Here is a 23,357-nt window from a genome sequence, read left to right on the forward strand (position 1 = left end):
CATGATGTCGCTCCACTTAACCTTGCCCTTAAGACGCTGTTGCGAAATTAAGTTTTGGGTCTGTTAACTTTTCCGGCTTGGTGTTAACTTTCTGTCTTGTTTTGCCTGACAGGAAGCGATGCCTAAAGAACTGATAGACGACGAATTGTGGTTACTCATCGAACCACTGCTGCCTGCGCGAGCACCACGCAATCGCCAGTTTGCGGGCCGCAAACCGAAACCCGACCGAGCGGTGCTGACCGGCATCGTGTTTGTGCTGCGCTCAGGCATTGCGTGGAACCTTCTGCCGCAAGAAATGGGATGTGGTTCAGGCACAGCTTGCTGGCGACGGCTCGTCGCGTGGCAAAAGGCAGGTGTCTGGCAACACATTCACGAAGCGTTGCTCGCCGAACTGCGTCGCCGTGGCGAAATCGATTTCTCGCGTGCGCTCGTCGACAGCTCATCGATTCGCGCCGTGCTGGCGGGAAAAAAACCGGCCCGAATCCCACGGACCGGCGCAAGCTCGGCAGCAAACACCACCTCATCGTCGACGCGCAAGGCATCCCGCTCGCGGTCATCCTGAGCGCGGCGAACCGGCACGACATTACCCAGCTTGATGCGCTGGTCGATGCCATTCCGCGCATCCGGGGCAAGCGGGGTCGTCCCTTGCACAAGCCGCGAATCGTTCAGGGCGACCGGGGCTACAGTTCCGAACCCCATCGGCAACGCTTGCGTGAGCGAGGCATCACGCCACTACTCGCAAAAGTCGGCGCGCCGCATGGCAGTGGGCTCGGCAAAACACGTTGGCCAGTCGAGCGTTCGATTGCGTGGCTTCACTCGTTTCGACGGCTCAAGATTCGTTACGAACGCTATGCGCATGTTCACGAAGCATTCCTGTCTTTGGCTTGCGCCTTAATTTGCTGGACGCGCCTAAAGCCTCTGTTTAACTAATTTCGCAACAGCTTCTAAGTCGTTCTACGAGAGCTGTAGCCTCTTCGTGCGCAGTTCGGCGAGCAGGGTCGTTGTCATCCGGCAGCATGTGACGAAGCAGGAGGGCAAGATCAATGAACTGGCGTGGAGTGGTTTTTGTGATCGAGTCACACCGGTCAAGGATCTTGCCTTTTGCAGAAATATCCATCGATGCTTCGAGGTAGAGATAAAGCGCGGCAAGTGAATTTTTTGAAATTGAGACGGACAGCCATGCAGAAGTTGGGTCGTCTGCATTCAAACCGGCGTGTTGTGGTCCGAAACGCGAATGTAACTCTGCGGCTAGCGGCGAGCTAAATTTGTCGTGCACGCTAAGCATATCGTGTATGAATGCGTGGAGCTCCTCAAGACTTGAAAAGTCGACAACGTCTAAAAGCCAATCTTCGTTTGCTGCTGCCACGATGATCCAAAGATTCTGAAATCGGCGGATCAATCGGGTATTCCATGCCTTGAGCAGGGCCGGCGGAAGGTAGTGATCAATACACGTTCGTGATTCGTTACCGAGCTTGCGCGACATACTTCGGATGCTGCCAGTCCGAAACCACTCCAGTACACCTTCGGTAGTCCTTATTTTTTTAATTGTAATGGATCCGCGTTCGAGGCCAGCGAAAGCTAACGATGGGAACAGGTCGCCGAACCACGGTCTAGTGCTACTGCCGGAAATGAAACTCACCATGTTCCGGTGGTCCGGATGGATGTATCCGTTGCCTGATTCAGCGCACGGGACGAACAGCAGATTTGCAATCGGAGACCCCGATGTGCGCAAAGACTCCCGTAAGTCCGGCGAGCAACGACTCGAAAATTCGACAATTTCTAGGCTTAGTTCGCTCAATAACGCCGTTTTCTGAGCCTTAGCGCGGTGTTTTGTAACCGTAAGTGTGGGCCCTCCGTCTCCAAACTCTATGCGGCGGTGCCCTTTCTTATCGATCAAGCGTGCACCTGTGATGGCTTCTGGTGTCATATTAGGGTGCTCCATTGCCAATAGAGCAGACATCACACCGATGTCACGCGTCGTTACTCGCCCTAGCATCCACCGTAACCGCATGCGTGAAAAGTGGAATTTGCGGTCTGTCTCGAAGTCCATGGGAAACGGCAAATCAAGCTGAGGGGGCGTCGGCAGGTCTAGCGGAATCTGCGAAGGTATGCTTTTGTCTGCCCGGGCTTGCTCGTCTGTCGGCAGTCCGCCGTACCTACGAGTGATCACCAATAGATATTCAGCGAGCCCCTTCTCAGAATTGAAGTTGCAAAATGCTGACGAATTCCGGTCGTACCAAGACATTCCGTCGCACGCGTCGAGGTGTGCACGTAGCCTGGCAGCGACATCTTCTTCGTCGAGGCTTGCTAACGCCGCTTGCCCATACTCGAAGTGTGCTTTCAGGGTCCGCCAGTAGGACACGAGTGCATCCTTCAATGCAGACCGCCTAGCGGTTAGTTCTTCTCGGATGTCGTCAAGATATTGTGCGTCAGTTCGAGACAACGAAATTGCACAGAGGAGTTTTCCCGAGCAGACGTTAGCTTCGTCGGCTTTTGTGCTGCCGAGGACAGCGGCATCGAGATGGACATTGGAAGCTATGTTGTAGCCTCGTGTGGTCTCCGGCAGCGCCACTCCTGCCGGAATAATGTCTTCGTCCTGAAAATGCCTGAAGAAGGTGTTCATAACGGGTAACAGAATCGTGGCCCGCGTTTCGAGGGACGCCTTGGACTGTTTGTTGAGGATCACGGTTTCGTGCACATCGCACACTAGTTCTTGCCATTCGGCTTCGTCGGTTGGCAAATCTTTTATTTTCAATCGCTCCAACGCTCGTCCGAGCTCAACGGCCGAGCGCAGGTAATTTACTGCGCTTCGGGCGCTCAGCCGCTCGATATAGCGACAGATTGAGTTGAGTAAGACGTCGTGACCGCTCTCGAGCGAACAGAACGAAGACAGGTCGACGGTGATGAGTTTGCCGTTCCTGTCAGCATGGCGGGCAAGGATCTTACCGTTCCCATAGACGAGTGCTATTCCGTCCATTCCAAACCTCACGCCGAGCCTCAAGCTGTGCGCTAGAGGCGGTGTTATAACGTCGCAACGTTGCTGGCAGCGCGACGACCCTGCGGGAACGGTGCCTTCATCCTGCAAATGCCCGAAGGAAGAGTTTTTAGCCGGCAAATTCCAGCCCGCGTTTCCGAAGATGTTTTGGACTGTTCGTTGAGGATCACGTCTTCGTGCGCAGGGCGCACCAGTTCCTGCGGTTCGGCTTCACCTGCTGGCAAATTTTTTATTTGCAATCGCTCAAACGCTCTACTGAGCTCAGCGACCAAGGATAGGTACTCGACAACGCGTGGCGCGCTCAGTTGCTCAATAAAGCGACGGATCGAGTCAAGTAAGGCATCACGACCAGTCTTGAGCACGCAGAACTGCGACAGGTCAGCGGTGACGAGCTTGCGGTTCCTGTCAGAATGGCGGGCAGGCAGCCTACTGCCGTGAGGAACGAGTAGTATGCGGCCCGTTCCCAGCCCCATGTCAAATCAGGTTGTCAAGAATTCGGCTTATTCTTAAACCTATGTCATTGAATATAGGCCATTATTTTCAGCTGTCAACCTTTTTGACAAGGCGCGACTGTCTGGAAAAACCGCCCTGATAGTTGCGCACGCCGGTCCACGGCAACGTGCGATGCGGAGCGTTGGCGAGATGGTCGATGCTTGCTTCGTCCGGTTCGGACTTCATTAGCCAGTAGCGCATGAATCGAATTGAACGTGGTTGAACGTTAAGGGTTTGAAGATGCAGAAGAAATCGGCGTGCAGGAAACAGCGCTCAAAAAACCGGCACCCAAAGAAAAACGGCACCGAACCGAAGTCCGATGCCGTTCTAAATAAGGTCCCCGCCTTAGCCGCTAGGCCGGCATCCTGAACCGGGGGTTCAGAATTGGTCGCAGTTAGCAACACTTCGGGTACATCAGACAGAGTGACGCGCACACCCGTGCTACAAATTTCCGCAACCGTGCACATGGCATTGGTTCAAGGAATATATGACCTTGGCGAACCAGGCAGGGAAGCTAAACCGATGAAGCTAAATCACGAAAAACTACCGATTGAATTCAGAACGTTTGCAGAATCCTGGACGCCTTGTTCTCACGCACTCCGTTTGAATTCGCCGCCGATCTCAGCACCGGCCGCACGATAACAAACGTTACTTACTGCATGCTGTACTGCTGAATCACAGTGCCCAGTTGTTCGTTCATTTGATGCATTGTACGCCGGATTTCCTCAGCGGGAAATGCTTCTCCGTGTCTCACGCTCGATTGCAGCTTAAGCAGTTCCGATGCCAGCGACAGCGCGGCCATGACAGCAATGCGATCCGTGCCGCGCACGTTGCTGTTGTTGCGGATCTTCGACATTTCGGCGTCGACGCGTGCAACCGCTTCAAGCAGCGCGCCTTCCGTTTCCGGCGAGCAGGCAAGGCGATAGGGCACGCCGAGAATCGATACTTCGATCTGCTTGGTGGTCATGCATTTTCTCCGTGGCGGGTCACGTCGCTCTCCGCTTCGACTTCGTGCTGTGCGGGTTCGAGCAGATCGAGCTGGCTGTCGGGCTCGCTGTTCGCGCGGGCACGCGGCAGTTTTTCGAGGATCGCATTCAGGCGCACCTGGGCGTCGTCGATCTTCGCCGACAGCGCGTCGCGTTCCGCCTGCAGCGCATTGCGTTCCTCGCGCAGCATTGCAAGTTCCGTGCGCGTGGCTTCGACCTCGGCGCGCGATTGGGCAAGCTGCTCTTCGAGCGCGAGCCGCGCTTCATTGTGGCGTTGGCTGATCGCGATCAGCTTGCCGATATTCTGTGAAAGTGTTTCGAGTTCGGTGAGCATCTGCTGCGTCCTCTAAAGACATCGCATTTTAGCGCGGAATGTCGCAGGTTCCGACAATTGTCTCGTTTCGAGACGTAACAACATCGCTTTGTGCAGGCTTTTATCGACCCTATGATGAAAAAGTACTCGTGCGTCGGACAAATACCTGCACTTAACAGAACAGTTAGCCTGCGGCCCCGCGCATTCTTGACGGACCCCGAGGCCGCTCCTACACTGGCCGCACTCTGGTGCCCGCGTGCGCTTTTCAACGGCGCGCGCAGTTAAACGGGAAGCAGGGGGCGCGGTTCGCCAGAACGCGCCAACCTGCGCTGCCCCCGCAACGGTAAGCGACCGCATTCGTCTGCAAGTCGATCCTGACCGCGTGTTGAAAGTTCAACTCGCGAGTGTGCCACTGCGCGTCACGCGTGGGAAGGCGGGATCGAGAGGTCGCCAGCCCGGATACCGGCCAGAGGGAGAGGCACGTCACGCGCAAAAATGTTAAATACGCGGCTGCCTCGTTACGCATCGGCCTGCGGGGAAGCGGGCCGCGCACGCTTTCCACAGGACTTTCACCCCATGCTGTCCCCCATCGCCCGTGCGGCGCTGCTTGCCTTCGCGGGCCTGCCGATCGTCGCGCACGCGCAAGCGGCAAATTCATCGTCTGCGTCGGCTGTGGAGGCGTCGCCCGCTGTGTTGTCGCCGATCGTGGTGACCGCTGAGCGCGGACCGCAGGCACTCGCCGATGCGATCCCGCAGACCGCGCTGTTCGACCAGCAGGATCTCGCCGACACCACCGCGACCGATTTGCCCGGCCTTCTGCAACTCGCGCCAGGCGCGCAAATCTCGCGTACAGGTGGCCCCGGTTCGACTACGAGCCTCTTCCTGCGCGGCGCGTCGTCGACGCAATCGCTGCTGCTGATCGACGGCGTGCGCGTCGATTCGGTGAGCCTGGGTTCGGCGCAACTCGCGCAGATTCCGCTCGACCAGGTCGATCACGTCGAGGTGGTGAACGGCAACGTGTCGGCGTTGTACGGCTCCGGTGCGATCGGCGGCGTGGTGCAGGTGTTCACGAAACAGGGCGGCGACCATCCGCCGCGTTTCAACTTTTCGCTGGGCTACGGCAGCTATCACACGCAAACGCAGCAGGCGGGCGTGAACGGCGCCCTGGATAAAGACGGCAAGACGACCTTCAGCATTTCGCTCGCGCGGTCGAAAGACGACGGCTTTTCGTCGCTCAATCCGAATGAGGCGCCCGGCGCCAATCCGAATGCGAACGGCTACCTGAACGAGAGCATCTCGGCATCGCTGCGCCACAAGTTCAACGATCAATGGGATGCCGGCGCGAGCTACTTCCAGTCGAACGGCAACAACAGCTACGACAACGCGTACGGCGTGCCGACCGATCTGAACAACCTGTATAGCAAAGTGCGCCAGGTCTCGGTGTTCGCGAACGGCAAGCTGACCGACTGGTGGACGACGCACTTCATCGTCTCCGAAGGCGACGACCGCAGCGTGTCGAAGACCAACGGCGTCTATAACGGCCGCTTCGATACCGACAATCGCCAGTACACCTGGCAGAACGATTTCGCGCTCGCCGCGCAGCAGAAGTTGCAGGTCGGCTACGAACATCTCGATCAGAGCCTCGACTCGGATACGTTCGCCGCGCCCGACCGGCATGTGGATTCGGGCTTTGTCGGCTATACGGGGCGCTTTGGGCGCAACCAGATTCAGGCCAACGTGCGGCGCGACCAGTATTCCGATTTCGGCGGAGCGAACAGTTACTATCTCGGCTATGGCTTCGACATCACCGGCCATTGGAAGGTGAGCGCAAGCTACTCGGATTCGTTTCGCGCGCCGAGCTTCGACGATCTGTACTATCCGCTCAGCGGCAATCCGTCGATCCAGCCGGAGCGCAGCCATTCGATCGAAGCTGCGCTGCAGTACGCGTCGAATGCGCTCGGCGTGATGCGTCTCACCGCATTCCAGACGCGCTATTCGAATCTGATTAACTACGAGCAGGTGACGCCCGGCATCTATCTGGCCGAGAATGTCGGCCATGCGAAGGTGCAGGGACTCGAAGGATCGTGGAGCGGTCATGTCGGCAAGACGGACGTGCGCGCTTCGCTGACGCTGCAGAACCCCGTCGACCTCGACAACGACGTGGACCTCGTACGGCGCGCGCGGCGCTTCGGCTCGCTGACGGTGAATCGCAGCATCGCCGGCTGGCGCGTCGGCGGCGAGTGGATCGTGAGCGGCCCGCGCGACGACAGCAGCGGCAAGCTGGGCGGCTACGGCGTGGTGAATCTGTCGGCGCGCTACAACATCACGAAAGCATGGTACGTGGCCGCGCAAATCCAGAATCTGTTGAACAAGGACTATGAAACGGCCTACTCGTATAACTCGCCGCGGCGCGGTGCGTATCTCACGGTTGGTTGGCAACAGCAGTGATGGACACGCGTTGTTGAGCTCGCGCGGATGAGCCGACTTATGAGCCAACCCGCGAGCCAACCCACGAGCCCACAAGCGAGCCCACAAGCGACCCGCCACCCCGGCCCGATACCCGCGACGCTGCGCGTGATGAGCGCGAAGCGCGCGGCCGCGATCTGGCTCGCGCTCGCTGTCATCGCGCTGGCCGTGCTGATGGCGTCGCTCGCGCTGGGCAGCGTATCGCTCGCGCCGCTGCGCGTGCTGGCGGCGCTGGTGCCAGCGCATGGGCCGTCTGCCGGCTCCTCTGATCTGACTGCCGAGATCGTGCGCACGCTGCGTTTGCCGCGCGCGGTGGCCGGCTTTGCGTGCGGCGCGTTGCTCGCATTGGCGGGCGCGCTGCTGCAGGTGCTGTTGCGCAATCCGCTCGCCGAACCCTACGTGCTGGGTGTGTCGGGCGGCGCGGCCAGCTTCGCGCTCGTCGCGATGATCGCCGGCTGCGCCTGGTGGATGGTCGACGCGAGCGCCTTCGCCGGCGCCTTCGCGTCGATCCTGCTGGTGCTCGGCCTCGCGCGCCGCGAGTTGTGGCGCGGCGAGCCGCAGGACACGTCGCCACGTCTGCTGCTGACGGGCGCGGTGATCGCCGCGGGCTGGGGCGCGCTCATCACCTTGCTGCTCAACCTCGCGCCGGACAACCGTCTGCGCGGCATGCTGTTCTGGCTGACCGGCGACCTCAACGGCGGCGCGATGCCGTGGACGGCGCTCGCCGCGCTGGTCGTCGCGCTGGCGGCGATCGTGCCGGCCGCGCCGCGTCTGAACGTGCTGCTGCGTGGCGACGCCGCCGCGCAGGCGTTGGGCGTGGCGGTGATGCCGTTGCGCTTGCGCGTGTATCTGGTGGCTTCGCTGGCGGCGGCCGCGGCGGTGACGACGGCGGGCACCATCGGCTTTGTCGGGCTGGTCGTGCCGCATATGCTGCGGCTCGCGTTCGGCAACGATCAGCGCATGCTGCTGCCGGCCGCCGCGCTCGGCGGCGGCGTCGCCGTGATGGGCGCGGACCTGATCGCGCGCACCGTGATCGCGCCGGCGCAGTTGCCGGTCGGCGTGATCACGTCGATCATCGGCGTGCCGGTGTTTCTGTGGATGCTCTTGCGCAGACGCCGATGATGCCGAGCTTCGAACCTTCCCGGGCTGTCCTCAGCGCGCAACGTCTGACTTTGCGTGCCGGCGCGCGCACCTTGCTCGATGCATTCACGCATACGTTCTACGCAGGCGAGATCTGGTGCGTGGCCGGCCCGAACGGCGCGGGCAAGACCACCTTGCTCTCCACGCTGGCGGGTCTGTTGCAACCGTCGGCGGGCCATGTCGAACTCGACGGCGTGCGCGTGGCCGACTGGCCGCCGCTCGCGCTCGCGCAGCGCCGCGCGTTGATGCCGCAAAGCGCGCCGGACGCATTCAGCGCGAGCGTGTTCGATATCGTGATGCTGAACCGCTTTCCGCATCTCGGCGGCTGGGGCTGGGAGCGTGAGGCCGATCGCGAGGCGGCGCATGCGGCCCTGGACCAGCTGGGCCTCGCCGCATTTGCCGCGCGCGATGTGCTGTCGCTCTCCGGCGGCGAGCGTCAGCGCGTGGCGCTCGCGGCGGCGCTATGCCAGGACGCGCCGTTGCTGCTGCTCGACGAACCGTTGTCGCATCTCGATCTGCATCATCAGATCGACTGTCTCGAAGCGCTCGCCGCGTGGACGCGCGAGCCTCGGCGTACCGTGATGTTTTCGTGCCACGACCTGAACCTCGCGCGCCGCTTTGCGACGCATGCGCTGCTGCTCGACGGCGCGGGCGGCGCCTACGCCGGACCCGTCCACGACGTGCTGACGCCCACGCTCGCCAGCCGGGCTTTTGGCTACCCTTTGATCCTGATTCGCGACGGCGAACACGAGGCACTGATTCCCGCGCCGCGTACGCGTCACGAATCTGCTGCCGGTCATGACACGCCGGCAGGCTGATCGTTTCATCTCAACACTCTCTTTGCAGACACCTTTATGACTTCATCGCCACGCTTGCCCGGACTGCCCGAAGTCGAACCGCTCGATCAAACGCTGCGTGATGACTTGCAGCACATCATCGATACCAAGACCAAGCCGCCCGGCAGTCTGGGCCGGCTCGAAACGCTCGCGCGCCAGATGGGCCTGATTCAGCGCACCACGCATCCCACCGTGACACGTCCGGCGATGATCGTGTTCGCCGGCGACCACGGTGTGGCCAACGAGGGCGTGAGCCCTTATCCGCAAGCCGTGACCGCGCAAATGGTCGCCAACTTTCTCGCGGGCGGCGCGGCGATCAATGCGTTGAGCCGCGTGTCGGGACTCGAGCTCGAAGTGGTCAATGCGGGCATCGCGACGCCGCTGCCGTCGACGGAAGGGCTCGTCGACATTCCGGTCGCGGCCGGCACGCGCAACTTCGCGCATGAACCGGCCATGAGCCGCGACCAGGCGCTCGCCGCGATGCTGGCGGGCGCGGCACGCGTGCGGCATCACGCGGCGCTCGGCACCAACGTGATCGGCTTCGGCGAGATGGGCATTGCGAATACCTCGGCGGCGGCGTGTCTGATGAGCCGCTTGTGCGGCGTGCCGATCGACGAATGCGTCGGCCGCGGCACGGGTCTGGATAACGCGGGGCTCGCGAAGAAGCGCAACGTGCTGGCGTCGGCGCTCGCGCGTCACCCCATTTCCGCTGATCCGCTCGATGTGCTCGCCACCTTTGGCGGCTTCGAGATCGCGATGATGGCGGGCGCCTATCTCGCGGCGGCCGAGGCACGCATGACGATTCTGGTCGATGGCTTCATCGCGAGCTCGGCCTTGCTGGTCGCCGATGCGTTCGCGCCGAGCGTGCGCGAATACTGCGTGTTCGCGCACGCGTCGAACGAAGCGGGGCATCGCCGCATGCTCGATCACTTCGGCGCGCTGCCGTTGCTCTCGCTCGATATGCGGCTCGGCGAAGGCACCGGCGCGGCGCTCGCGGTGCCGCTGCTGCGCGCGGCAACAGCGTTCATCAACGAGATGGCGAGCTTCGAATCGGCCGGCGTCGCGAATCGCGATGCGTGATCCGCTGGATCCTTCAGACCGACCCGCACGCCGGGCACGCTCATGAACCCGCTCACGGAACTGCGCTATTTCTTCACGGCGCTCGGCTATTTCACGCGCGTGCCCGTGCCACGCTGGGTCGGTTATGAACCGCATTATCTGAATGCGGCGGCGCGTTATTTTCCGCTCGTGGGCGTATTGATCGGCGCATTGAGCGCGCTGGTCTATCTCGCCGCGCTGCACGTCTTTCCGGCGGGCGTGGCGGTGCTGCTCTCGATGGCCGCGTCGCTGCTCGTGACCGGCGCGTTCCACGAAGACGGTCTGGCGGATTGCGTCGATGCGTTCGGTGGCGCCTATACGCGCGAAGACGTATTGCGAATCATGCATGACTCGCGCATCGGTGCGTTCGGCGCCATCGCGCTGGTGATGGCCCTTGCATTGAAATGGCAAGCGCTCGCCGCCATGCCGCCGCTGCGCGCCGCAAGTCTGATGATTGCCGCGCATGCGGCGAGCCGAACGTGCGCGATCAGCTATCTGGCCACGCTCGACTACGTGCGCGCCGAAGGCAAGGCCAAACCGGTGGCGCAGCGCCTGAGCGGCGGCGCATTCATCTGCGCCGCGATATGCGGTTTGCCGTGGCTGTTCTGGCCGGACTGGTTCCATGCGCCTGACTGGCGCTTCGCGGGCTCGGCGCTTGCGGGTCTAGTCGTACTTCGCGTGGCAATGGGCCGTTATTTCGTCAGACGCATCGGCGGTTATACCGGCGACTGCCTCGGTTTCGCGCAGCAGATTTTTGAATTGAGCATTTATCTGGTGGGGCTGATATGGATATCGTCCTGATTCGTCATCCCGCGGTCGCGCTCGATGCGGGCGTGTGTTACGGCCATAGCGACGTGGCGCTCGCTGACAATGCCGAGGTGTCGTCGGCGGCGCTGGGCCTGAAGCTCGCGACTTTGCAGGTGCCCGCGCCGCGCGTCATCATGTCGAGTCCGCTGAAGCGCTGCTCGGCGCTCGCGGCGGAGATGGCGAACGACTTCGGCTGTGTGATCAGCCACGACGATCGTCTGATGGAAATGAACTTCGGCGATTGGGAAGCGCAACGCTGGGACGCCATCGATCGCGAATTGCTCGACGACTGGGCGGCCAACTTCGAACATGCGCGTGCGCACGGCGGCGAGAGCGTGGCGCAGTTCGTCGCGCGGGTGAGGGCGTGGCTCGACGCTTTTGCGCTCACGCGTGAGTTGTCGCCCGCGTATGTGGTCACGCATGCGGGCGTGATGCGGGCCATCGCGTCGATCGTGCTGGACGTGCCGCTGGAACGCTGTCTGCGCTGGTCGCTCGATATGAGCGGCATCGTCTGGTTGCGCAGAAACGATGAAACGCAGTACTGGTCGCTGGTGCGCTGGAATGCGTGAAGCGTGCAGGGCGCTGATCGCCCTTGCGTCATTGCATCATTGCGTGGCCGACTTTCTGCGTGAGCGCGCGAGGTCGAGGTCTTCGCACATTTGCTTCGCGCCTTGCGCGATGCGCGGCGCCGGCCGGTTGATCAGGTCGCCGTCGATCGCAAACAGGTTGTTATTGGCAACGGCGGTCAGGCTCGGCCACGCACGCCATGCGCCGAGTTGCGGCAAGGTGGTGTCCGGTTTGGTCGCGCCCGGCGCCGCCGTGACGATCGCCTCGGGATTCGCCGCGAGCACTGCCTCGGTCGAGACGGTGGGCACCAGCGGTTCGAGTTGGGCGAACACGTTGCGGCCGCCGCACAGCGCGATCACGTCGCTCACCATATGCTCGCCGTTGAGCGTCATCAACGGTTGATCCCACACCTGATAGAACACGCTGACGGGCGCCCGGCTCGCATAGCGGCTGCGCAGCGCCGCGATGTCCCGGCGATAGGCGGCCGCGGCCGCATCCGCGACCGGCGACGTGCCGAGCAACTGGCCGAGCTTCGTCAGCGACACGGCCACGTCGTCCAGACGATGCGGCTCGCTGAAGAAGAGCGGAATATGCATCTCGCGCAGGCGCTCGATCTGACGCTGCGCATTGCCGTGCCGCCACACCACGATCAGATCGGGCTTGAGCGCGACGATGCGCTCCAGGTCGAGCGCCTTGTTATCGCCGACGCGTGGCAGCTGTTTCGCTTCGGGCGGATAGTCGCTGTACGACACGGCGCCGATCACCCTGGCGCCGCCGCCCGCTGCATACAGCAATTCGGTGACGTGCGGCGCGAGGCTGATCACGCGTTGCGCGGGAGCGGGCAGCGTGACGGTGGCGCCGGTGTCGTCCGTGACGGAGACGGCGGCGTGCGAGTGCAGCGAACCGATGAGGAGCGCGGCGGCGAGGGCGAAGCGGGCGAGTCGGATCATTGGCGCAGAGGCGGCGGACGTGGCGTGAGCGTGGCAATAACGCGAGTTCTTTGCTGCATCAACCCGCTCGCATGGAGTCGATCTCTCGAACGGCCTCGTGCAAGCGCTCGCTGAAGCGTGTCCATTCGGCCTCGTTCGCGGGCAAGCCGAATCTGACGCTTGCCGACGGCGTGAACAGACGTGTCCATACGCCGCGCCGCGCTAAAGCTTCATGCAAAGCGGCGGCGCGGGCGTCGCAAGTCCACGCGAAGAGCGGTGTGCTGCGCATGTCGAAACGTTGCGCCTGCAACAACTCGACCAGCCGCGCGCTGTCGGCTTCGAGGCGCGAGCGCATCTGCCGTTGCCAGTCCACATCGGCGAATGCGGCTTTGACAGCGTGACGTGCCGGCCCGCTGACGGTCCACGCGCCGAGCGTGTGGCGCAAACGTTCGAGCAGCGCAGGCGCGCCGAGCACGAAGCCCGCGCGCACGCCGGCGAGGCCGAAGAACTTTCCCGGCGAGCGCAGTACGAGCAAGCCTTCGCGATGGGTGTTCGCCGCGAGCGAGGCCGAGGGCATCGTATCGGCGAAGGCTTCATCGACCAGTAGCGTGCCGCCGCGCGCGCTCAACTGCGCATGCCAGTGCAACAGCTTCGCGGTGCTCAGATGCTCGGCGGTCGGATTGTTCGGATTCACGACGACTGCATGGGTGAGCGTGTCGGGCAGCGTGTCGCGCGAGATATCGAGCAGGGTCGCTTCATGGCCGTTGCGTTCGAACGCGGGCGCGTATTCGCCGTACGTGAGCGGCGCAATGCCGACCCGTGCGCGCGGCAGCAATGCGGGCAGCGCGCGAATCGCCGCCTGGCTGCCTGCGACCGGCAGCACGTGCGCGGCGTCGGGCGCGCCGTAGTAGCGCGCGGCGCAGGCGGCGAAATCGTCGCCATCGTCGGGCAGGCGGCGCCAGAGTTCCGCTGGAACCGGTGGGACCGGATAGCCGTGCGGATTGATGCCCGTCGACAGATCGAGCCAGTCCGCGTAGGGAATGCCGTAGCGTCGGGCCGCTTCGTGCAGATTGCCGCCGTGGGCGACGGCACGCACGGCGCCGCCGGGTTCGTTTTTCACCTGGTTCGCTTCGCTCACGCGGCCTTTCATCCCGTCACACATGAAACGGCACGCTCAGCAGCGCCAGCACGATCAGCACGGCGAGCCACAGAACGACCGTGCGCTCGACCAGCAACAACGCGGCGTTCACGTCGCCGGCCTTGGCCTCGCGTCCGAAGCCGAGCATCGGGCGATGTTCGAGCGCGCCGTGATAAACCGCCGGGCCGCCGATCAGCACGTTCAGACTGCCTGCGCCGGCTGCCATCACCGGTCCGGCGTTCGGGCTGTCCCAGCGCGGCGCCTGTTCGCGCCAGCAGCGCCACGCGGTGCGCGTGTCGCCGAGGAGTGCGTAACTGGCGGCGGTCAGACGGGCGGGAATCCAGTTCAGCACGTCGTCGATACGCGCGGCGGCCCAGCCGTAGCGCAGATAGCGCGGCGTGCGATAACCCCACATTGCATCGAGCGTATTGGCGAGACGAAACCCGAGCGCACCCGGACCGCCCGCGATGGCGAACCAGAACAGCGCGCCGAAGATCGCGTCGTTGCCGTTTTCGAGCGCGGATTCGACGGCGGCGCGCGACAGCGCAGCTTCGTCCGCGTTCGCGGTTTCGCGCGAGACGATCCGCGCGGTCAGCAGGCGCGCTTGCGGAAGATCGCGCCGCGCCAGTGCCTGCGCGATCGGCGCAATGTGATCGTGCAGACTGCGCGCGCCGAGCGCGAACCACAGCAACGCGACATGCAGCGCGCAGGCCGCGAAAAACGGCAGCACGGCAACCAGACACCACGCGATCAGCACAGGCGGCAGCACGGCCAGCGACCACGCGAGCAGCCCTTTGAGCCGCAAGCGGCGACCGGTGTTGTAGCGCGTTTCGAGACGCGTCGCCCATTTGCCGAACCCGACCAGCGGATGAGCGAGACTCGGCTCGCCGAACCAACGGTCGACGACGACGCCCGCGGTGGCCAGCGTCACGAGTAGCGGGAGCGACAGCATCACGCGCGGCTCGCGGTTTTCAGCGCGAGCGGCAGGCCGGCGACCATCATCGTGGCTTGGGTGCTGAGCGCGGCGATGCGCTGGTTGAGCCGCCCGAGTTCGTCGACGTAAAGACGCGTGGCCGCGCCGAGCGGCACCACACCCAGACCGATCTCGTTGCTGACCACGATCAGCTTGCCTTTGGCGTTGACGAGCGCCGTTTCGAGCGCGGCGACCTGCGCGTGATAGCGGTCGATCGGCAGGGCGTCGCCTTCGGGCGGACAGAGCAGGCCGGCGAGCCACAGCGTGAGGCAATCGATCAGGATGCAGTGGCCGGGCGCGTCGCTTTGCGTGACCGCGCCGGCGAGATCGCCGCCTGCTTCGACCAGTTGCCAATGCGCCGGACGCCGCTCGCGATGATGGGCGATGCGCGCGCTGAATTCGGCGTCGTCCGCGACGCGCGCGGTGGCGATGTAGGTGACGGGCAGGGCGCTGCCGGTGGCGAGCCGTTCGGCGTGCACGCTCTTGCCCGAACGGGCGCCGCCTAGAACGAAGGTGAGGTCGCGGGGAGTCATCGCGTGATTGTACCGGCGTGCAGTGCGGGCCGGCGCGATGGGATAATGCGGCGCTTGTCCGTTCACCGCCAGGCCCAGGATTCCGTGACCACCACTTCGACCTCGCATGACGCCGTACCCGTGCCGCGCGGCACGCTGATGATCCAGGGCACCACCTCCGACGCGGGCAAGAGTACGCTGGTCGCCGGCTTGTGCCGGCTCGCGCGCCGCGCCGGCGTGCGGGTCGCGCCGTTCAAGCCGCAGAACATGGCGCTCAACAGCGCGGTGACCGTGGACGGCGGCGAGATCGGCCGCGCGCAGGCTTTGCAGGCGGTGGCCGCGGGCATTGCCGCGCACACCGATCTGAACCCCGTGCTGCTCAAGCCGACCAGCGACCGCGGCGCGCAGGTGATCATCCACGGCAAGGCGCGCATGAATCTCGACGCGCGTGCGTACCACGACTACAAGCCCGTCGCCCTCGAAGCCGTGCTGCAATCGTATGCGCGTCTGCAAGCGGCGTACGACACGATTTTCGTCGAAGGCGCGGGCAGCCCCGCCGAAATCAATCTGCGCGACCGCGATATCGCCAACATGGGTTTTGCTGAGGCCGTGGATTGCCCGGTCGTGCTGGTGGCCGACATCGACCGCGGTGGCGTGTTCGCGCATCTCACGGGCACGCTCGCGTGCCTGTCGCCGAGCGAGCAGGCGCGGGTGCGCGGTTTCATCATCAACCGCTTTCGCGGCGACCTCAGTTTGCTGCAGCCCGGTTTGGACTGGCTCGAAGCGAAAACCGGCAAGCCGGTGCTCGGCGTCGTTCCCTATCTGCACGGCCTGACGCTCGACGCCGAAGACATGCTGCCGCCCGAATTGCGCGCGGCGCACAGCGGCGGGGCGGCGCGCATGCTGCGGGTGGTCGTGCCGGTGCTGCCGCACATCAGCAATCACACGGACTTCGACGCGTTGCGCGCGCATCCGCAGGTGGATTTCCACTACGTGCGCAGCGGCACACCGCCGCCGCCGGCCGATCTGATCATTCTGCCGGGCTCGAAGAACGTGCCCGGCGACCTGGCGTTTTTGCGCGCACAGGGCTGGGATGCGGTGCTGCAAAAGCATTTGCGCTATGGCGGCCGGGTGATCGGCATTTGCGGCGGCATGCAGATGCTTGGGCGCGAAGTGGCCGATCCGCATGGCGTGGAGGGCGCGCCGGGTGCGTCCGCGGGACTCGGCTGGCTCGATTACTCGACGGTGCTCACGCGCGACAAGACGCTGAAGAACGTGACCGGCCACCTCGCGTTGCCCGGTGCGCCGGAAGTGGCCGGCTACGAGATCCATATGGGCGAGACGCGCGGGCCGGCGTTGGACACGCCCGCGCTGCAATTGGGCGACGCACAAGATGCCCGCCCCGACGGCGCGATTTCCGCCGATGGCCAGATTCTCGCCACCTACGTGCACGGCCTGTTCGACACGCCGGCCGCCTGTGCGGCGTTGCTGGCGTGGGCGGGCCTGAGCGATGCAGAGGCAATCGACTACCCGGCGTTGCGCGAGGCGTCGCTGGAACGCCTTGCGGACACGCTCGCCGAGCACCTCGATCTGGCGAAACTCTTTGCTGCGATTGGTTGATTGGGTTCCACGGGGAGGATCAGATCCAATCTTGTCGGCAAATAATCAAAGCCTGGAAGATGGTTTTTCGCTTCGCACAACGGCTGGGATTTCGCGTCGCCGAACGGCGGCTGGGAATATCCGGCGTTCTGGGCCGTGACACCGGTGGTGCAGGCGCTGCCGCTCGGTGGGGTGAAGGCGCCGCGGGCGGTGGCCGCCTGAGCGGTTAGGCGGAGGGTTGAAAAAGCACGCGCCGCAGGGCTGCGTGCCTTTTTTCATGGCGTGGTTCTACCATCGCCCAATCAATACAACACGATCTGCGTACACCGGAACAGCGCCATCGTCTTGCCCTTCGGATCCGTGACCGTGGCGTCCCAAACCTGCGTGCTGCGCCCCAGATGCACGCTCTTTGCGACCGCGCGGATCGTCCCTTCCGTCGCCGTGCCGAGAAAATTGCTTTTCACTTCGATCGTCGTGAAATTGCGCGCCGTCTCCGGCAGATGCGCGAGGCAGGCGTAGCCGCAGGCGGTGTCGGCGAGACCGATCACGGTGGCGGCATGCAAAAAGCCGTTCGGCGCAAGCAGTTCCGTGCGCACGGTCAATTCCGCGGTCAGCGCGCCTTCTTCCAGCGACACGACATGCACGCCCAGCAGGCCCGGCAGCGAGCCTTTCTGGCGTTCGTGAAGGTGTTCGACGGTGTATTCCGGGCGCAGTTTGCTCATGAGATTCGGGTCCTGGTTGGAAAAATCGGCGGTGCACGGCGGCTAATTAGCCGTTTGGGGGCTTCGGCCAACGTGCATTTGTCGATATTATCAACGGCTGGACCGGCAGGTGGGCCTGAAAACCAGTCCGGATCCGGGCACACTTGCGCATGTCAGACCAGATACGCGGCAAACCGGCTGGCGGCATCCAGCCTTCTTTCCGGGAGAATTCATGACGGTGATCGTAGTGGCGAATCCGAAGGGCGGCGTGGGCAAAAGCACGCTGTCCACCAATCTGGCCGGCTATTTCGCGGCGGCCGGCGAATGGGTCGCGCTGGCGGACCTGGACAAACAGCAGTCCGCGCACGCGTGGCTGTCGCTGCGGCCCGACACGCTGCCGGCCATCGAAACCTGGGAAGTCAATCTGGACGCGCCGGTCAAACCGCCCAAAGGACTGGAGCATGCTGTCATCGACACACCGGCCGGGCTGCACGGCAATCGCCTGAATATCGCGCTGGATCTGGCCGACAAGGTGATCGTGCCGCTCCAGCCGTCCATGTTCGATATTCTCGCCACCCAGGAATTCCTCGAACGGCTGGCCAAGGAGAAAGCGGTCAGGAAAGGCGCCATTGAAATCGGCGTGGTCGGCATGCGCGTGGATGCGCGCACGCGCTCGGCGGAGCAACTGCATCGCTTTGTCGAGGGGCTGAAACTGCCGGTGCTGGGCTTTTTGCGCGATACGCAGAATTACGTGCAACTGGCGGCCCACGGGCTGACGTTGTGGGACGTGGCGAAAAGCCGTGTGGAGAAGGATCTGGAGCAGTGGCAGCCGATCGTCGAATGGACTAGCGGGGCCGGCAGGAAGGGTTGAGGCGGCAGGGCGGGCGGCTGTGTGCCCCCCGCGCTGTGCCACCCGCTACGTCGAGCTGCCGCGCGGTGAATTCCCCGGTGACTTCCTGGGGGCGCGCGCGGCGGATATGGGGTGAACTGCTAGCGAACCTGCCGGCAAACCAGGGCAGCGCGTTCAGGTCCAGTTCTGCGTCGGCACGTGATCGCGGCTGCCCTTGATCCTGTTGTTGTCGTCCACGAACACGAGGTCCGGCTTCCAGCCGGCCTTCAGCTCCGCTTCGTCCACCACCGCGAACGCCGCGATAATCACCAGGTCGCCCAGCTGCGCGCGCCGCGCCGCCGATCCGTTCAGCGAGATCATGCCGCTGCCGCGTTCACCCTTGATCGCGTAGGTCGAGAAACGCTCGCCGTTGTTGATGTTCCAGATGTCGATCCGCTCGTTTTCGACGATGTTCGCCGCTTCCAGCAAATCTTCGTCGATCGCGCACGAACCTTCGTAGTGCAGTTCGCAGTGCGTGACCGCGACGCGGTGGATCTTCGACTTCAGCATGTTGCGTTGCATGACCAATCCTGTGTGATTTCTAATGCGTGTCGACGCCCGTGCAAGACGGTTTCAGATTTCGAGGTTGTCGATCAGACGGGTGGCGCCGAGCCTGGCGGCGGCCAGCACCACCAGTTCCGCATTCGCGTCTTCCGGACCCGGCGGCAGCAGATTCGAGCGCTTGCGCACGGCGATATAGTCGGGTTGCCAGCCGCGCGCGGCGAGAGCCGCCATTGCCGCCCGCTCGATTTTTGCGAAGTCGCGTTCGCCGCCAAGCACCGCTTCGCGCACCTGATTCAGTTCGGCGGCCAGCCTCGGCGCCTCGGCGCGCTCGGCGGCCTGCAGATAGCGATTGCGCGAGCTGAGCGCGAGGCCGTCGGCATCGCGCACGGTTTCGGCGGCGATGATGTCGGTGGGCAGCGCGAACTGGTTGCACATGCGGCGCACGATCATCAACTGCTGGTAGTCCTTCTTGCCGAACACGGCGACGCGCGGCTGCACGCACGACATCAGCTTCATCACCACCGTGCACACGCCCTGGAAGAAGCCCGGCCGGAATTCGCCTTCGAGGATATCGCCCAGATCGTGCGGCGGATGCACGCGGTACTCCTGCGGCTCCGGATAGAGGTCCTTTTCCGTCGGCGCGAACAGTACGTAGACGTTTTCCTTCTGCAGCTTCTCGATGTCCGCTTCCATCGTGCGCGGGTATTTGTCGAAGTCCTCGTTCGGACCGAACTGCAGCCGGTTGACGAAGATGCTGGCCACCACCGGGTCGCCGTGCTGGCGCGCGAGGCGCATCAGCGACAGATGACCCTCGTGCAGATTGCCCATAGTCGGCACAAACGCGGTGCGATTCTGGCCGCGCAACTGGTCGCGCAATTCATGGATCGAGCTGATGACTTTCATGATCGGACAGGGATTTCCTCGCGCGGCGCGAGACTGGGTGGACGCAAAACCCTAAGGAATCGCGCGGGCCGCCGCCTCACTGGTAATGACAGGTTCGGAGCGCGGGATTGTAGTGGATTTGGACGGCTGCGGCACCAAAAAGAGGCTTCTTCTCCCGCCGGGCGGAACCGGGCCTCGTTTGAGGGCCTCAGGCCGGCAGATAGGCGAGGCGCACATAGATCGGCGCGAACGGTTCCGCCTGGGTGATTTCAACGAGCGATTCGCGGCACAGTTCGAGCACGGCGATGAAATTCACCACGACCACCGGCACGCCTTTGCTCGTGTCGAACAGGTCGGAGAACTCGATGAAGCGCGCGTTCTGCAACTGCCGCAGGATCGAGCTCATATGCTCGCGCACCGAAAGCTCTTCGCGCGAAATCCGGTGGTGCTGGACCAGCTTGGCGCGCTTGATCACGTCGGCCCAAGCGGCGCGCAGGTCTTCGCTGTTCACGTCGGGAAAACGCGGCGTGATGCTTTGCTCGATGTAGACCTCGGCGCGCAGGAAGTCGCGCCCGAGTTGCGGCAACTGGTCGATGCGCTGCGCGGCGAGCTTCATCTGCTCGTATTCGAGCAGGCGCCGCACCAGTTCCGCGCGCGGATCTTCGGCTTCGTCGCCACTGTCCGCCTTCTTGACCGGCAGCAGCATGCGCGATTTGATTTCGATCAGCATCGCGGCCATCAGCAGATACTCGGACGCGAGTTCGAGATTGGTCTGGCGCAACTGGTCGACGTAGCCGAGGTACTGCACCGTGACGTCCGCCATCGGAATGTCGAGCACGTTGAAGTTCTGCTTGCGGATCAGGTACAGCAGCAGATCCAGCGGCCCTTCGAACGTTTCGAGAAACACCTCCAGCGCGTCCGGCGGAATGTACAGATCCGTTGGCAGCTTGAAGAGCGGCTCGCCGTACAGGCGTGCGAAAGCAATGCCGTCGACGGTGTCGGGTGTCGAATCGGTGGCGGGCGCGGCCAGCGCGGCGTCGGCGGGGGCCGGCGGAGCGCCGTGTGCCTCGTCGGCGTGACTCACGCGCTTAGAAGTTTTGATAGTACGAGTAAGGCGTCTGTTCTACGCGCGAGGCTTTCTGCTCGGCGCGTTCTTCGAGATCGATCGGCTGTTTGTCCCACAGCAGCGCGCGGCCGCGGCGTTGTTCGGCTTCCAGATTGGGCTTCTGCTGTTTGAGCTGGTTCAGGAACTGGGTGATGTCCGATTGATACATGGCTCGACGTCCGTGGTATGGGAATTGGCGGGTCCTGGCGGCGATTCGCCGGGCACCACTGCTATTCCAGAATTTTACCGCATGCGCGGCGCGCGGGCGAAAAACGGCGGCAGCGCCGGGCGGCCGGCGCTCGAAAATACGTGGAACCCGCGCGGCGCGGTGTGCGTCAAAGGCGGGCGCGTCGCCTGGGGGGCGGCGTCGCTGGATGCGGCGCGGGCGTCGAGGTCTTCGCCGGCGTGCCGCGCCGCGCGCGAATCCGGCGGCGAGGCCCGCCGCACGCGGCGCCCCCATTTTTAGAGATCTCGCGGCATCATGCCGATGTGGTCAAATAGCGAGCTTCGGCCGCCGCGGCGCGCCTGAGCGACAGAATTCATCAACCACGGCCGGAGGTCCTGTTTGGCGGGGTGTGCGATCGACAAGCCGCGGCTGCGGCGCGGCAAGGCCGGTTTCGGGCGTGGGCCTGTCGCGCCCATGCGGCACTGGCTGCGCGCGTGGCTGGCATTCGGCCTCGTCATGCTGACGCTGGCGGCCGGCAACGCTCACGCCGCGAAAGCGGCAGCCAGCTACAAGGTCGATATCGAAGCCACGCCGCGCTCGCTGCGCAAGCTGCTCGAAGCGCATCTGGATATCGCGCGTTTCGCCAAACGTCCGGACATCAGCGACGACCAGTTCGAGTTTCTGATCACCGCCACGCCTCAGCAGGTGCGCGATCTGGCTTCCACGCAGGGCTATTTCACGCCGGTCGTGCGCACCGACGTGCGCACCATCGACGATACGAAGCGCGTCACCGTGAGCGTCGATTCCGGTCCGCAAACGGTGATCTCGTCGATTTCGCTGTCGTTTCGCGGGCCGGTGCTGACCGAAGACCCGGCGCAGGAGAACGCCGCGCGCTTCGCGTTTTCGCTGCACGAAGGCGATCCGTTTTCGCAAGGCGGGTGGGACGACGCGAAGAACGCGTCGCTCAAGGCCTTGCAGGCGCGCCGCTATCTGGGCGCGAAGATTTACCACTCCGAGGCGCGCGTCGATCCGCGCACGCACGAAGCGAAACTGTCGGTCACCTACGAAAGCGGGCCAACCTTCACGATGGGCAAGCTCGACGTATCGGGCACGCTGCGCTACCCGGAACGGATCGTCGAGAACGTGAACCCGATTTCGGCGGGCGATATCTACGACGTGCAGCGCGTCGCCGAATTGCAGCGGCAGCTGCAAAACACGCCGTACTACGCGAGCGTCGCGATCGACGTGGATAGCGACCCCGCCAAACCGGTCGAGACGCCGATGCACGTGAAGGTGTCGGAATATCCGTACAACAGCATTCGCGGCGGCGTGGGTTATTCCACGGACAACGGTCCGCTGGTCCAGGGCGCCTATTCGTATCTCGATACATTCGGCAAAGCCTGGCCGTTCACTGTCGAGGGCCGCGTCGACCAGATCCAGCAATACGGGCAAATCGAGCTCTCGATGCCGCCGGGGCGGCGCGCGTGGACCAACAGCATGCTGGCCTCCTACACCACGACCGACGTTTCCGACACGCGCATCTACAGTATTCGCGGCGGCGTGCAGCGGGCCCGGACCTCGCAGTTCATCGACTACAACTACGCGCTCCTGTTCTATCAGGACCGGCTCGACCAGAACGCGGCCGCGCCGACCACGAGCCGCGCGCTGGTGCCGTCCTGGTCATGGACCCGGCGCAACACCGACGACCCGCTGTTCCCGCGCACGGGCAACCTGATTCACGTCGAGGCGGGCTTCGCGGTCAAAGGGGTGCTCACCGACCAGACCTTCATTCGCGGCTACGCGCGCGGCCAGCAGTACCTGCCGATCGGCAAGGAAGACCTCGTGCTGATTCGCGCCGAACTGGGCGGTGTGTTCACGAGCGGCCCGTCGAGCGGCATTCCGGCCTCGCTGCTGTTTCGCGCGGGCGGGTCGAATTCGGTGCGCGGCTATGGCTATCAGAGCATCGGTAACAACGTCGACGGCTCGGTGCTGCCCACCAAGTACCTCGTCACGGCGTCGGCCGAGTACCAGCACTGGTTCAACCACGACTGGGGCGCTGCTGCGTTCTTCGATGTCGGCACCGCCACCGATACGTGGGGCGAAAAAGTCTTTTATCCGGGCGTCGGCGTCGGGGCGCGCTGGCGCAGCCCGGTCGGCCCGGTCAATGTCGACGTCGCCTACGGGATCCGCAACCGCAGCGTGCGGCCGTATCTGACGCTCGGCATCGCCTTCTGATGGAAACCTGCTTCTACATGATCC

General features: G+C 63.7%; 23 protein-coding genes, 1 other RNA gene, 2 pseudogenes and 1 riboswitch. Of the genes and pseudogenes, 11 read left to right on the forward strand and 15 right to left on the reverse strand.

Annotated features, from left to right (window positions below; all coding sequences use genetic code 11):
• Window positions 1–118 precede the first annotated feature (118 nt).
• Window positions 119–930, forward strand: a protein-coding gene (locus tag BXE_RS43885; protein ID WP_407668610.1) for an IS5 family transposase whose coding sequence is annotated in 2 segments (ribosomal slippage) — window positions 119–455 and window positions 455–930 — 813 coding nt in all. Because the reading frame shifts where the segments join, the coding sequence is not laid out codon by codon here.
• On the opposite strand, the gene BXE_RS04580 is transcribed toward BXE_RS43885, so the two are convergent.
• From BXE_RS04580 to BXE_RS04595, 6 genes and pseudogenes are all read right to left on the reverse strand, one after another.
• Window positions 923–2,977, reverse strand: a complete 2,055-nt coding sequence (locus BXE_RS04580) for a hypothetical protein (protein WP_038456778.1) — start codon at window positions 2,975–2,977, stop codon at window positions 923–925. The genes BXE_RS43885 and BXE_RS04580 overlap by 8 nt on opposite strands.
• A 44-nt stretch (window positions 2,978–3,021) precedes the next feature.
• Window positions 3,022–3,357, reverse strand: coding sequence for a hypothetical protein (locus BXE_RS45675; protein WP_148222906.1), 336 nt, complete (start codon window positions 3,355–3,357; stop codon window positions 3,022–3,024).
• A gap of 226 nt (window positions 3,358–3,583) precedes the next feature.
• A pseudogene (locus BXE_RS43890) lies at window positions 3,584–3,688 on the reverse strand (EVE domain-containing protein); the annotation flags it as partial.
• A gap of 132 nt (window positions 3,689–3,820) precedes the next feature.
• A non-coding RNA gene (gene ssrS / locus BXE_RS43650) (6S RNA) lies at window positions 3,821–4,002 on the reverse strand.
• Window positions 4,003–4,139: 137 nt separating this feature from the next.
• Complete coding sequence (locus BXE_RS04590; RefSeq protein WP_007175941.1) at window positions 4,140–4,454, reverse strand: cell division protein ZapA; 315 nt, start codon at window positions 4,452–4,454, stop codon at window positions 4,140–4,142.
• Window positions 4,451–4,807, reverse strand: coding sequence for a hypothetical protein (locus BXE_RS04595; RefSeq protein ID WP_007175940.1), 357 nt, complete (start codon window positions 4,805–4,807; stop codon window positions 4,451–4,453). Before BXE_RS04595 ends, BXE_RS04590 begins: the two co-directional genes overlap by 4 nt.
• Window positions 4,808–5,015: 208 nt before the next feature.
• Window positions 5,016–5,272: riboswitch (cobalamin riboswitch) on the forward strand.
• 90 nt (window positions 5,273–5,362) lie between these two features.
• Here BXE_RS04595 and BXE_RS04600 point away from each other — a divergent pair.
• Genes BXE_RS04600 through cobC form a run of 6 tightly spaced genes read left to right on the forward strand, consistent with a single transcriptional unit; the run spans window position 5,363 to window position 11,702 of the window.
• Window positions 5,363–7,234: a TonB-dependent receptor domain-containing protein gene (locus tag BXE_RS04600; RefSeq protein ID WP_011487248.1), complete on the forward strand. Its 1,872-nt coding sequence runs from the start codon at window positions 5,363–5,365 to the stop codon at window positions 7,232–7,234.
• Window positions 7,235–7,273: 39 nt separating this feature from the next.
• A complete protein-coding gene (locus tag BXE_RS04605; RefSeq protein WP_081435486.1) occupies window positions 7,274–8,374 on the forward strand; it encodes a FecCD family ABC transporter permease in 1,101 nt (366 codons plus the stop codon).
• On the forward strand, window positions 8,371–9,210 hold the full coding sequence (locus BXE_RS04610; RefSeq protein WP_011487250.1) for an ABC transporter ATP-binding protein: 840 nt from the start codon (window positions 8,371–8,373) through the stop codon (window positions 9,208–9,210). The genes BXE_RS04605 and BXE_RS04610 overlap by 4 nt, the downstream gene beginning before the upstream one ends.
• Window positions 9,211–9,246: 36 nt before the next feature.
• Window positions 9,247–10,308, forward strand: coding sequence for a nicotinate-nucleotide--dimethylbenzimidazole phosphoribosyltransferase (cobT, locus tag BXE_RS04615; protein WP_007175936.1), 1,062 nt, complete (start codon window positions 9,247–9,249; stop codon window positions 10,306–10,308).
• 42 nt (window positions 10,309–10,350) lie between these two features.
• Window positions 10,351–11,127, forward strand: coding sequence for an adenosylcobinamide-GDP ribazoletransferase (locus BXE_RS04620; protein WP_007175935.1), 777 nt, complete (start codon window positions 10,351–10,353; stop codon window positions 11,125–11,127).
• Entirely contained in the window at window positions 11,112–11,702 is a 591-nt protein-coding gene (gene cobC / locus BXE_RS04625) for an alpha-ribazole phosphatase (protein ID WP_011487251.1), read from the forward strand. Before BXE_RS04620 ends, cobC begins: the two co-directional genes overlap by 16 nt.
• 36 nt (window positions 11,703–11,738) lie before the next feature.
• Here cobC and BXE_RS04630 read toward each other — a convergent pair whose 3' ends face one another.
• The 4 genes from BXE_RS04630 to cobU are packed head-to-tail and all read right to left on the reverse strand — an operon-like array spanning window position 11,739 to window position 15,273.
• Entirely contained in the window at window positions 11,739–12,650 is a 912-nt protein-coding gene (locus tag BXE_RS04630) for a cobalamin-binding protein (protein ID WP_011487252.1), read from the reverse strand.
• Between the two features lie 58 nt (window positions 12,651–12,708).
• Window positions 12,709–13,779, reverse strand: coding sequence for a threonine-phosphate decarboxylase CobD (gene cobD / locus BXE_RS04635; RefSeq protein ID WP_011487253.1), 1,071 nt, complete (start codon window positions 13,777–13,779; stop codon window positions 12,709–12,711).
• A gap of 4 nt (window positions 13,780–13,783) precedes the next feature.
• A complete protein-coding gene (gene cbiB / locus BXE_RS04640; RefSeq protein WP_007175931.1) occupies window positions 13,784–14,719 on the reverse strand; it encodes an adenosylcobinamide-phosphate synthase CbiB in 936 nt (311 codons plus the stop codon).
• A complete protein-coding gene (cobU, locus tag BXE_RS04645; RefSeq protein ID WP_011487254.1) occupies window positions 14,719–15,273 on the reverse strand; it encodes a bifunctional adenosylcobinamide kinase/adenosylcobinamide-phosphate guanylyltransferase in 555 nt (184 codons plus the stop codon). The genes cbiB and cobU overlap by 1 nt, the downstream gene beginning before the upstream one ends.
• Before the next feature lie 45 nt (window positions 15,274–15,318).
• Between cobU and BXE_RS04650 the strand changes: the two genes are divergently transcribed.
• Both BXE_RS04650 and BXE_RS47090 read left to right on the forward strand, forming a co-directional pair.
• Window positions 15,319–16,872: a cobyric acid synthase gene (locus tag BXE_RS04650; protein ID WP_081435487.1), complete on the forward strand. Its 1,554-nt coding sequence runs from the start codon at window positions 15,319–15,321 to the stop codon at window positions 16,870–16,872.
• 78 nt (window positions 16,873–16,950) lie between these two features.
• Window positions 16,951–17,073: pseudogene (locus BXE_RS47090) on the forward strand (DoxX family protein); the annotation flags it as partial.
• 80 nt (window positions 17,074–17,153) lie between these two features.
• Here the strand turns inward: BXE_RS47090 and BXE_RS04655 are convergent.
• Window positions 17,154–17,573, reverse strand: coding sequence for a PaaI family thioesterase (locus BXE_RS04655; protein ID WP_007175928.1), 420 nt, complete (start codon window positions 17,571–17,573; stop codon window positions 17,154–17,156).
• A 211-nt stretch (window positions 17,574–17,784) separates the two neighbouring features.
• Here BXE_RS04655 and BXE_RS04660 point away from each other — a divergent pair, with 211 nt between their 5' ends.
• Window positions 17,785–18,423: a ParA family protein gene (locus BXE_RS04660; protein WP_007175927.1), complete on the forward strand. Its 639-nt coding sequence runs from the start codon at window positions 17,785–17,787 to the stop codon at window positions 18,421–18,423.
• A 153-nt stretch (window positions 18,424–18,576) separates the two neighbouring features.
• Here the strand turns inward: BXE_RS04660 and panD are convergent, their stop codons facing one another.
• The 4 genes from panD to BXE_RS04680 form a co-directional block, all read right to left on the reverse strand.
• Entirely contained in the window at window positions 18,577–18,963 is a 387-nt protein-coding gene (gene panD, locus BXE_RS04665) for an aspartate 1-decarboxylase (RefSeq protein ID WP_007175926.1), read from the reverse strand.
• Window positions 18,964–19,014: 51 nt separating this feature from the next.
• Complete coding sequence (panC, locus tag BXE_RS04670; protein WP_011487256.1) at window positions 19,015–19,848, reverse strand: pantoate--beta-alanine ligase; 834 nt, start codon at window positions 19,846–19,848, stop codon at window positions 19,015–19,017.
• 187 nt (window positions 19,849–20,035) lie between these two features.
• Window positions 20,036–20,911: a segregation and condensation protein A gene (locus BXE_RS04675; RefSeq protein ID WP_007175924.1), complete on the reverse strand. Its 876-nt coding sequence runs from the start codon at window positions 20,909–20,911 to the stop codon at window positions 20,036–20,038.
• Between the two features lie 4 nt (window positions 20,912–20,915).
• Complete coding sequence (locus BXE_RS04680; RefSeq protein WP_007175923.1) at window positions 20,916–21,101, reverse strand: DUF3460 family protein; 186 nt, start codon at window positions 21,099–21,101, stop codon at window positions 20,916–20,918.
• A 396-nt stretch (window positions 21,102–21,497) separates the two neighbouring features.
• Between BXE_RS04680 and BXE_RS04690 the strand changes: the two genes are divergently transcribed.
• Complete coding sequence (locus BXE_RS04690) at window positions 21,498–23,333, forward strand: autotransporter assembly complex protein TamA (RefSeq protein ID WP_011487257.1); 1,836 nt, start codon at window positions 21,498–21,500, stop codon at window positions 23,331–23,333.
• Window positions 23,334–23,357: the final 24 nt, after the last annotated feature.

The sequence above is a fragment of the Paraburkholderia xenovorans LB400 genome (assembly GCF_000013645.1).
Taxonomy (GTDB): Bacteria; Pseudomonadota; Gammaproteobacteria; order Burkholderiales; family Burkholderiaceae; genus Paraburkholderia; species Paraburkholderia xenovorans.

What these genes read in the sequence shown, in the direction of transcription:
- BXE_RS04580 (WP_038456778.1), bottom strand. Translation starts at nt 2,977, where the DNA reads ATGGACGGAATAGCACTCGTCTATGGGAACGGTAAGATCCTTGCCCGC.
- BXE_RS04605 (WP_081435486.1), top strand. Translation starts at nt 7,274, where the DNA reads ATGAGCCAACCCGCGAGCCAACCCACGAGCCCACAAGCGAGCCCACAA.
- BXE_RS04630 (WP_011487252.1), bottom strand. Translation starts at nt 12,650, where the DNA reads ATGATCCGACTCGCCCGCTTCGCCCTCGCCGCCGCGCTCCTCATCGGT.
- cobD (WP_011487253.1), bottom strand. Translation starts at nt 13,779, where the DNA reads ATGAAAGGCCGCGTGAGCGAAGCGAACCAGGTGAAAAACGAACCCGGC.
- BXE_RS04600 (WP_011487248.1), top strand. Translation starts at nt 5,363, where the DNA reads ATGCTGTCCCCCATCGCCCGTGCGGCGCTGCTTGCCTTCGCGGGCCTG.
- panD (WP_007175926.1), bottom strand. Translation starts at nt 18,963, where the DNA reads ATGCAACGCAACATGCTGAAGTCGAAGATCCACCGCGTCGCGGTCACG.
- BXE_RS04595 (WP_007175940.1), bottom strand. Translation starts at nt 4,807, where the DNA reads ATGCTCACCGAACTCGAAACACTTTCACAGAATATCGGCAAGCTGATC.
- BXE_RS04590 (WP_007175941.1), bottom strand. Translation starts at nt 4,454, where the DNA reads ATGACCACCAAGCAGATCGAAGTATCGATTCTCGGCGTGCCCTATCGC.
- BXE_RS04660 (WP_007175927.1), top strand. Translation starts at nt 17,785, where the DNA reads ATGACGGTGATCGTAGTGGCGAATCCGAAGGGCGGCGTGGGCAAAAGC.
- cobU (WP_011487254.1), bottom strand. Translation starts at nt 15,273, where the DNA reads ATGACTCCCCGCGACCTCACCTTCGTTCTAGGCGGCGCCCGTTCGGGC.
- cobC (WP_011487251.1), top strand. Translation starts at nt 11,112, where the DNA reads ATGGATATCGTCCTGATTCGTCATCCCGCGGTCGCGCTCGATGCGGGC.
- BXE_RS04620 (WP_007175935.1), top strand. Translation starts at nt 10,351, where the DNA reads ATGAACCCGCTCACGGAACTGCGCTATTTCTTCACGGCGCTCGGCTAT.
- cobT (WP_007175936.1), top strand. Translation starts at nt 9,247, where the DNA reads ATGACTTCATCGCCACGCTTGCCCGGACTGCCCGAAGTCGAACCGCTC.
- BXE_RS04610 (WP_011487250.1), top strand. Translation starts at nt 8,371, where the DNA reads ATGATGCCGAGCTTCGAACCTTCCCGGGCTGTCCTCAGCGCGCAACGT.
- cbiB (WP_007175931.1), bottom strand. Translation starts at nt 14,719, where the DNA reads ATGCTGTCGCTCCCGCTACTCGTGACGCTGGCCACCGCGGGCGTCGTC.
- BXE_RS04680 (WP_007175923.1), bottom strand. Translation starts at nt 21,101, where the DNA reads ATGTATCAATCGGACATCACCCAGTTCCTGAACCAGCTCAAACAGCAG.
- BXE_RS04650 (WP_081435487.1), top strand. Translation starts at nt 15,319, where the DNA reads ATGCGGCGCTTGTCCGTTCACCGCCAGGCCCAGGATTCCGTGACCACC.
- BXE_RS04655 (WP_007175928.1), bottom strand. Translation starts at nt 17,573, where the DNA reads ATGAGCAAACTGCGCCCGGAATACACCGTCGAACACCTTCACGAACGC.
- panC (WP_011487256.1), bottom strand. Translation starts at nt 19,848, where the DNA reads ATGAAAGTCATCAGCTCGATCCATGAATTGCGCGACCAGTTGCGCGGC.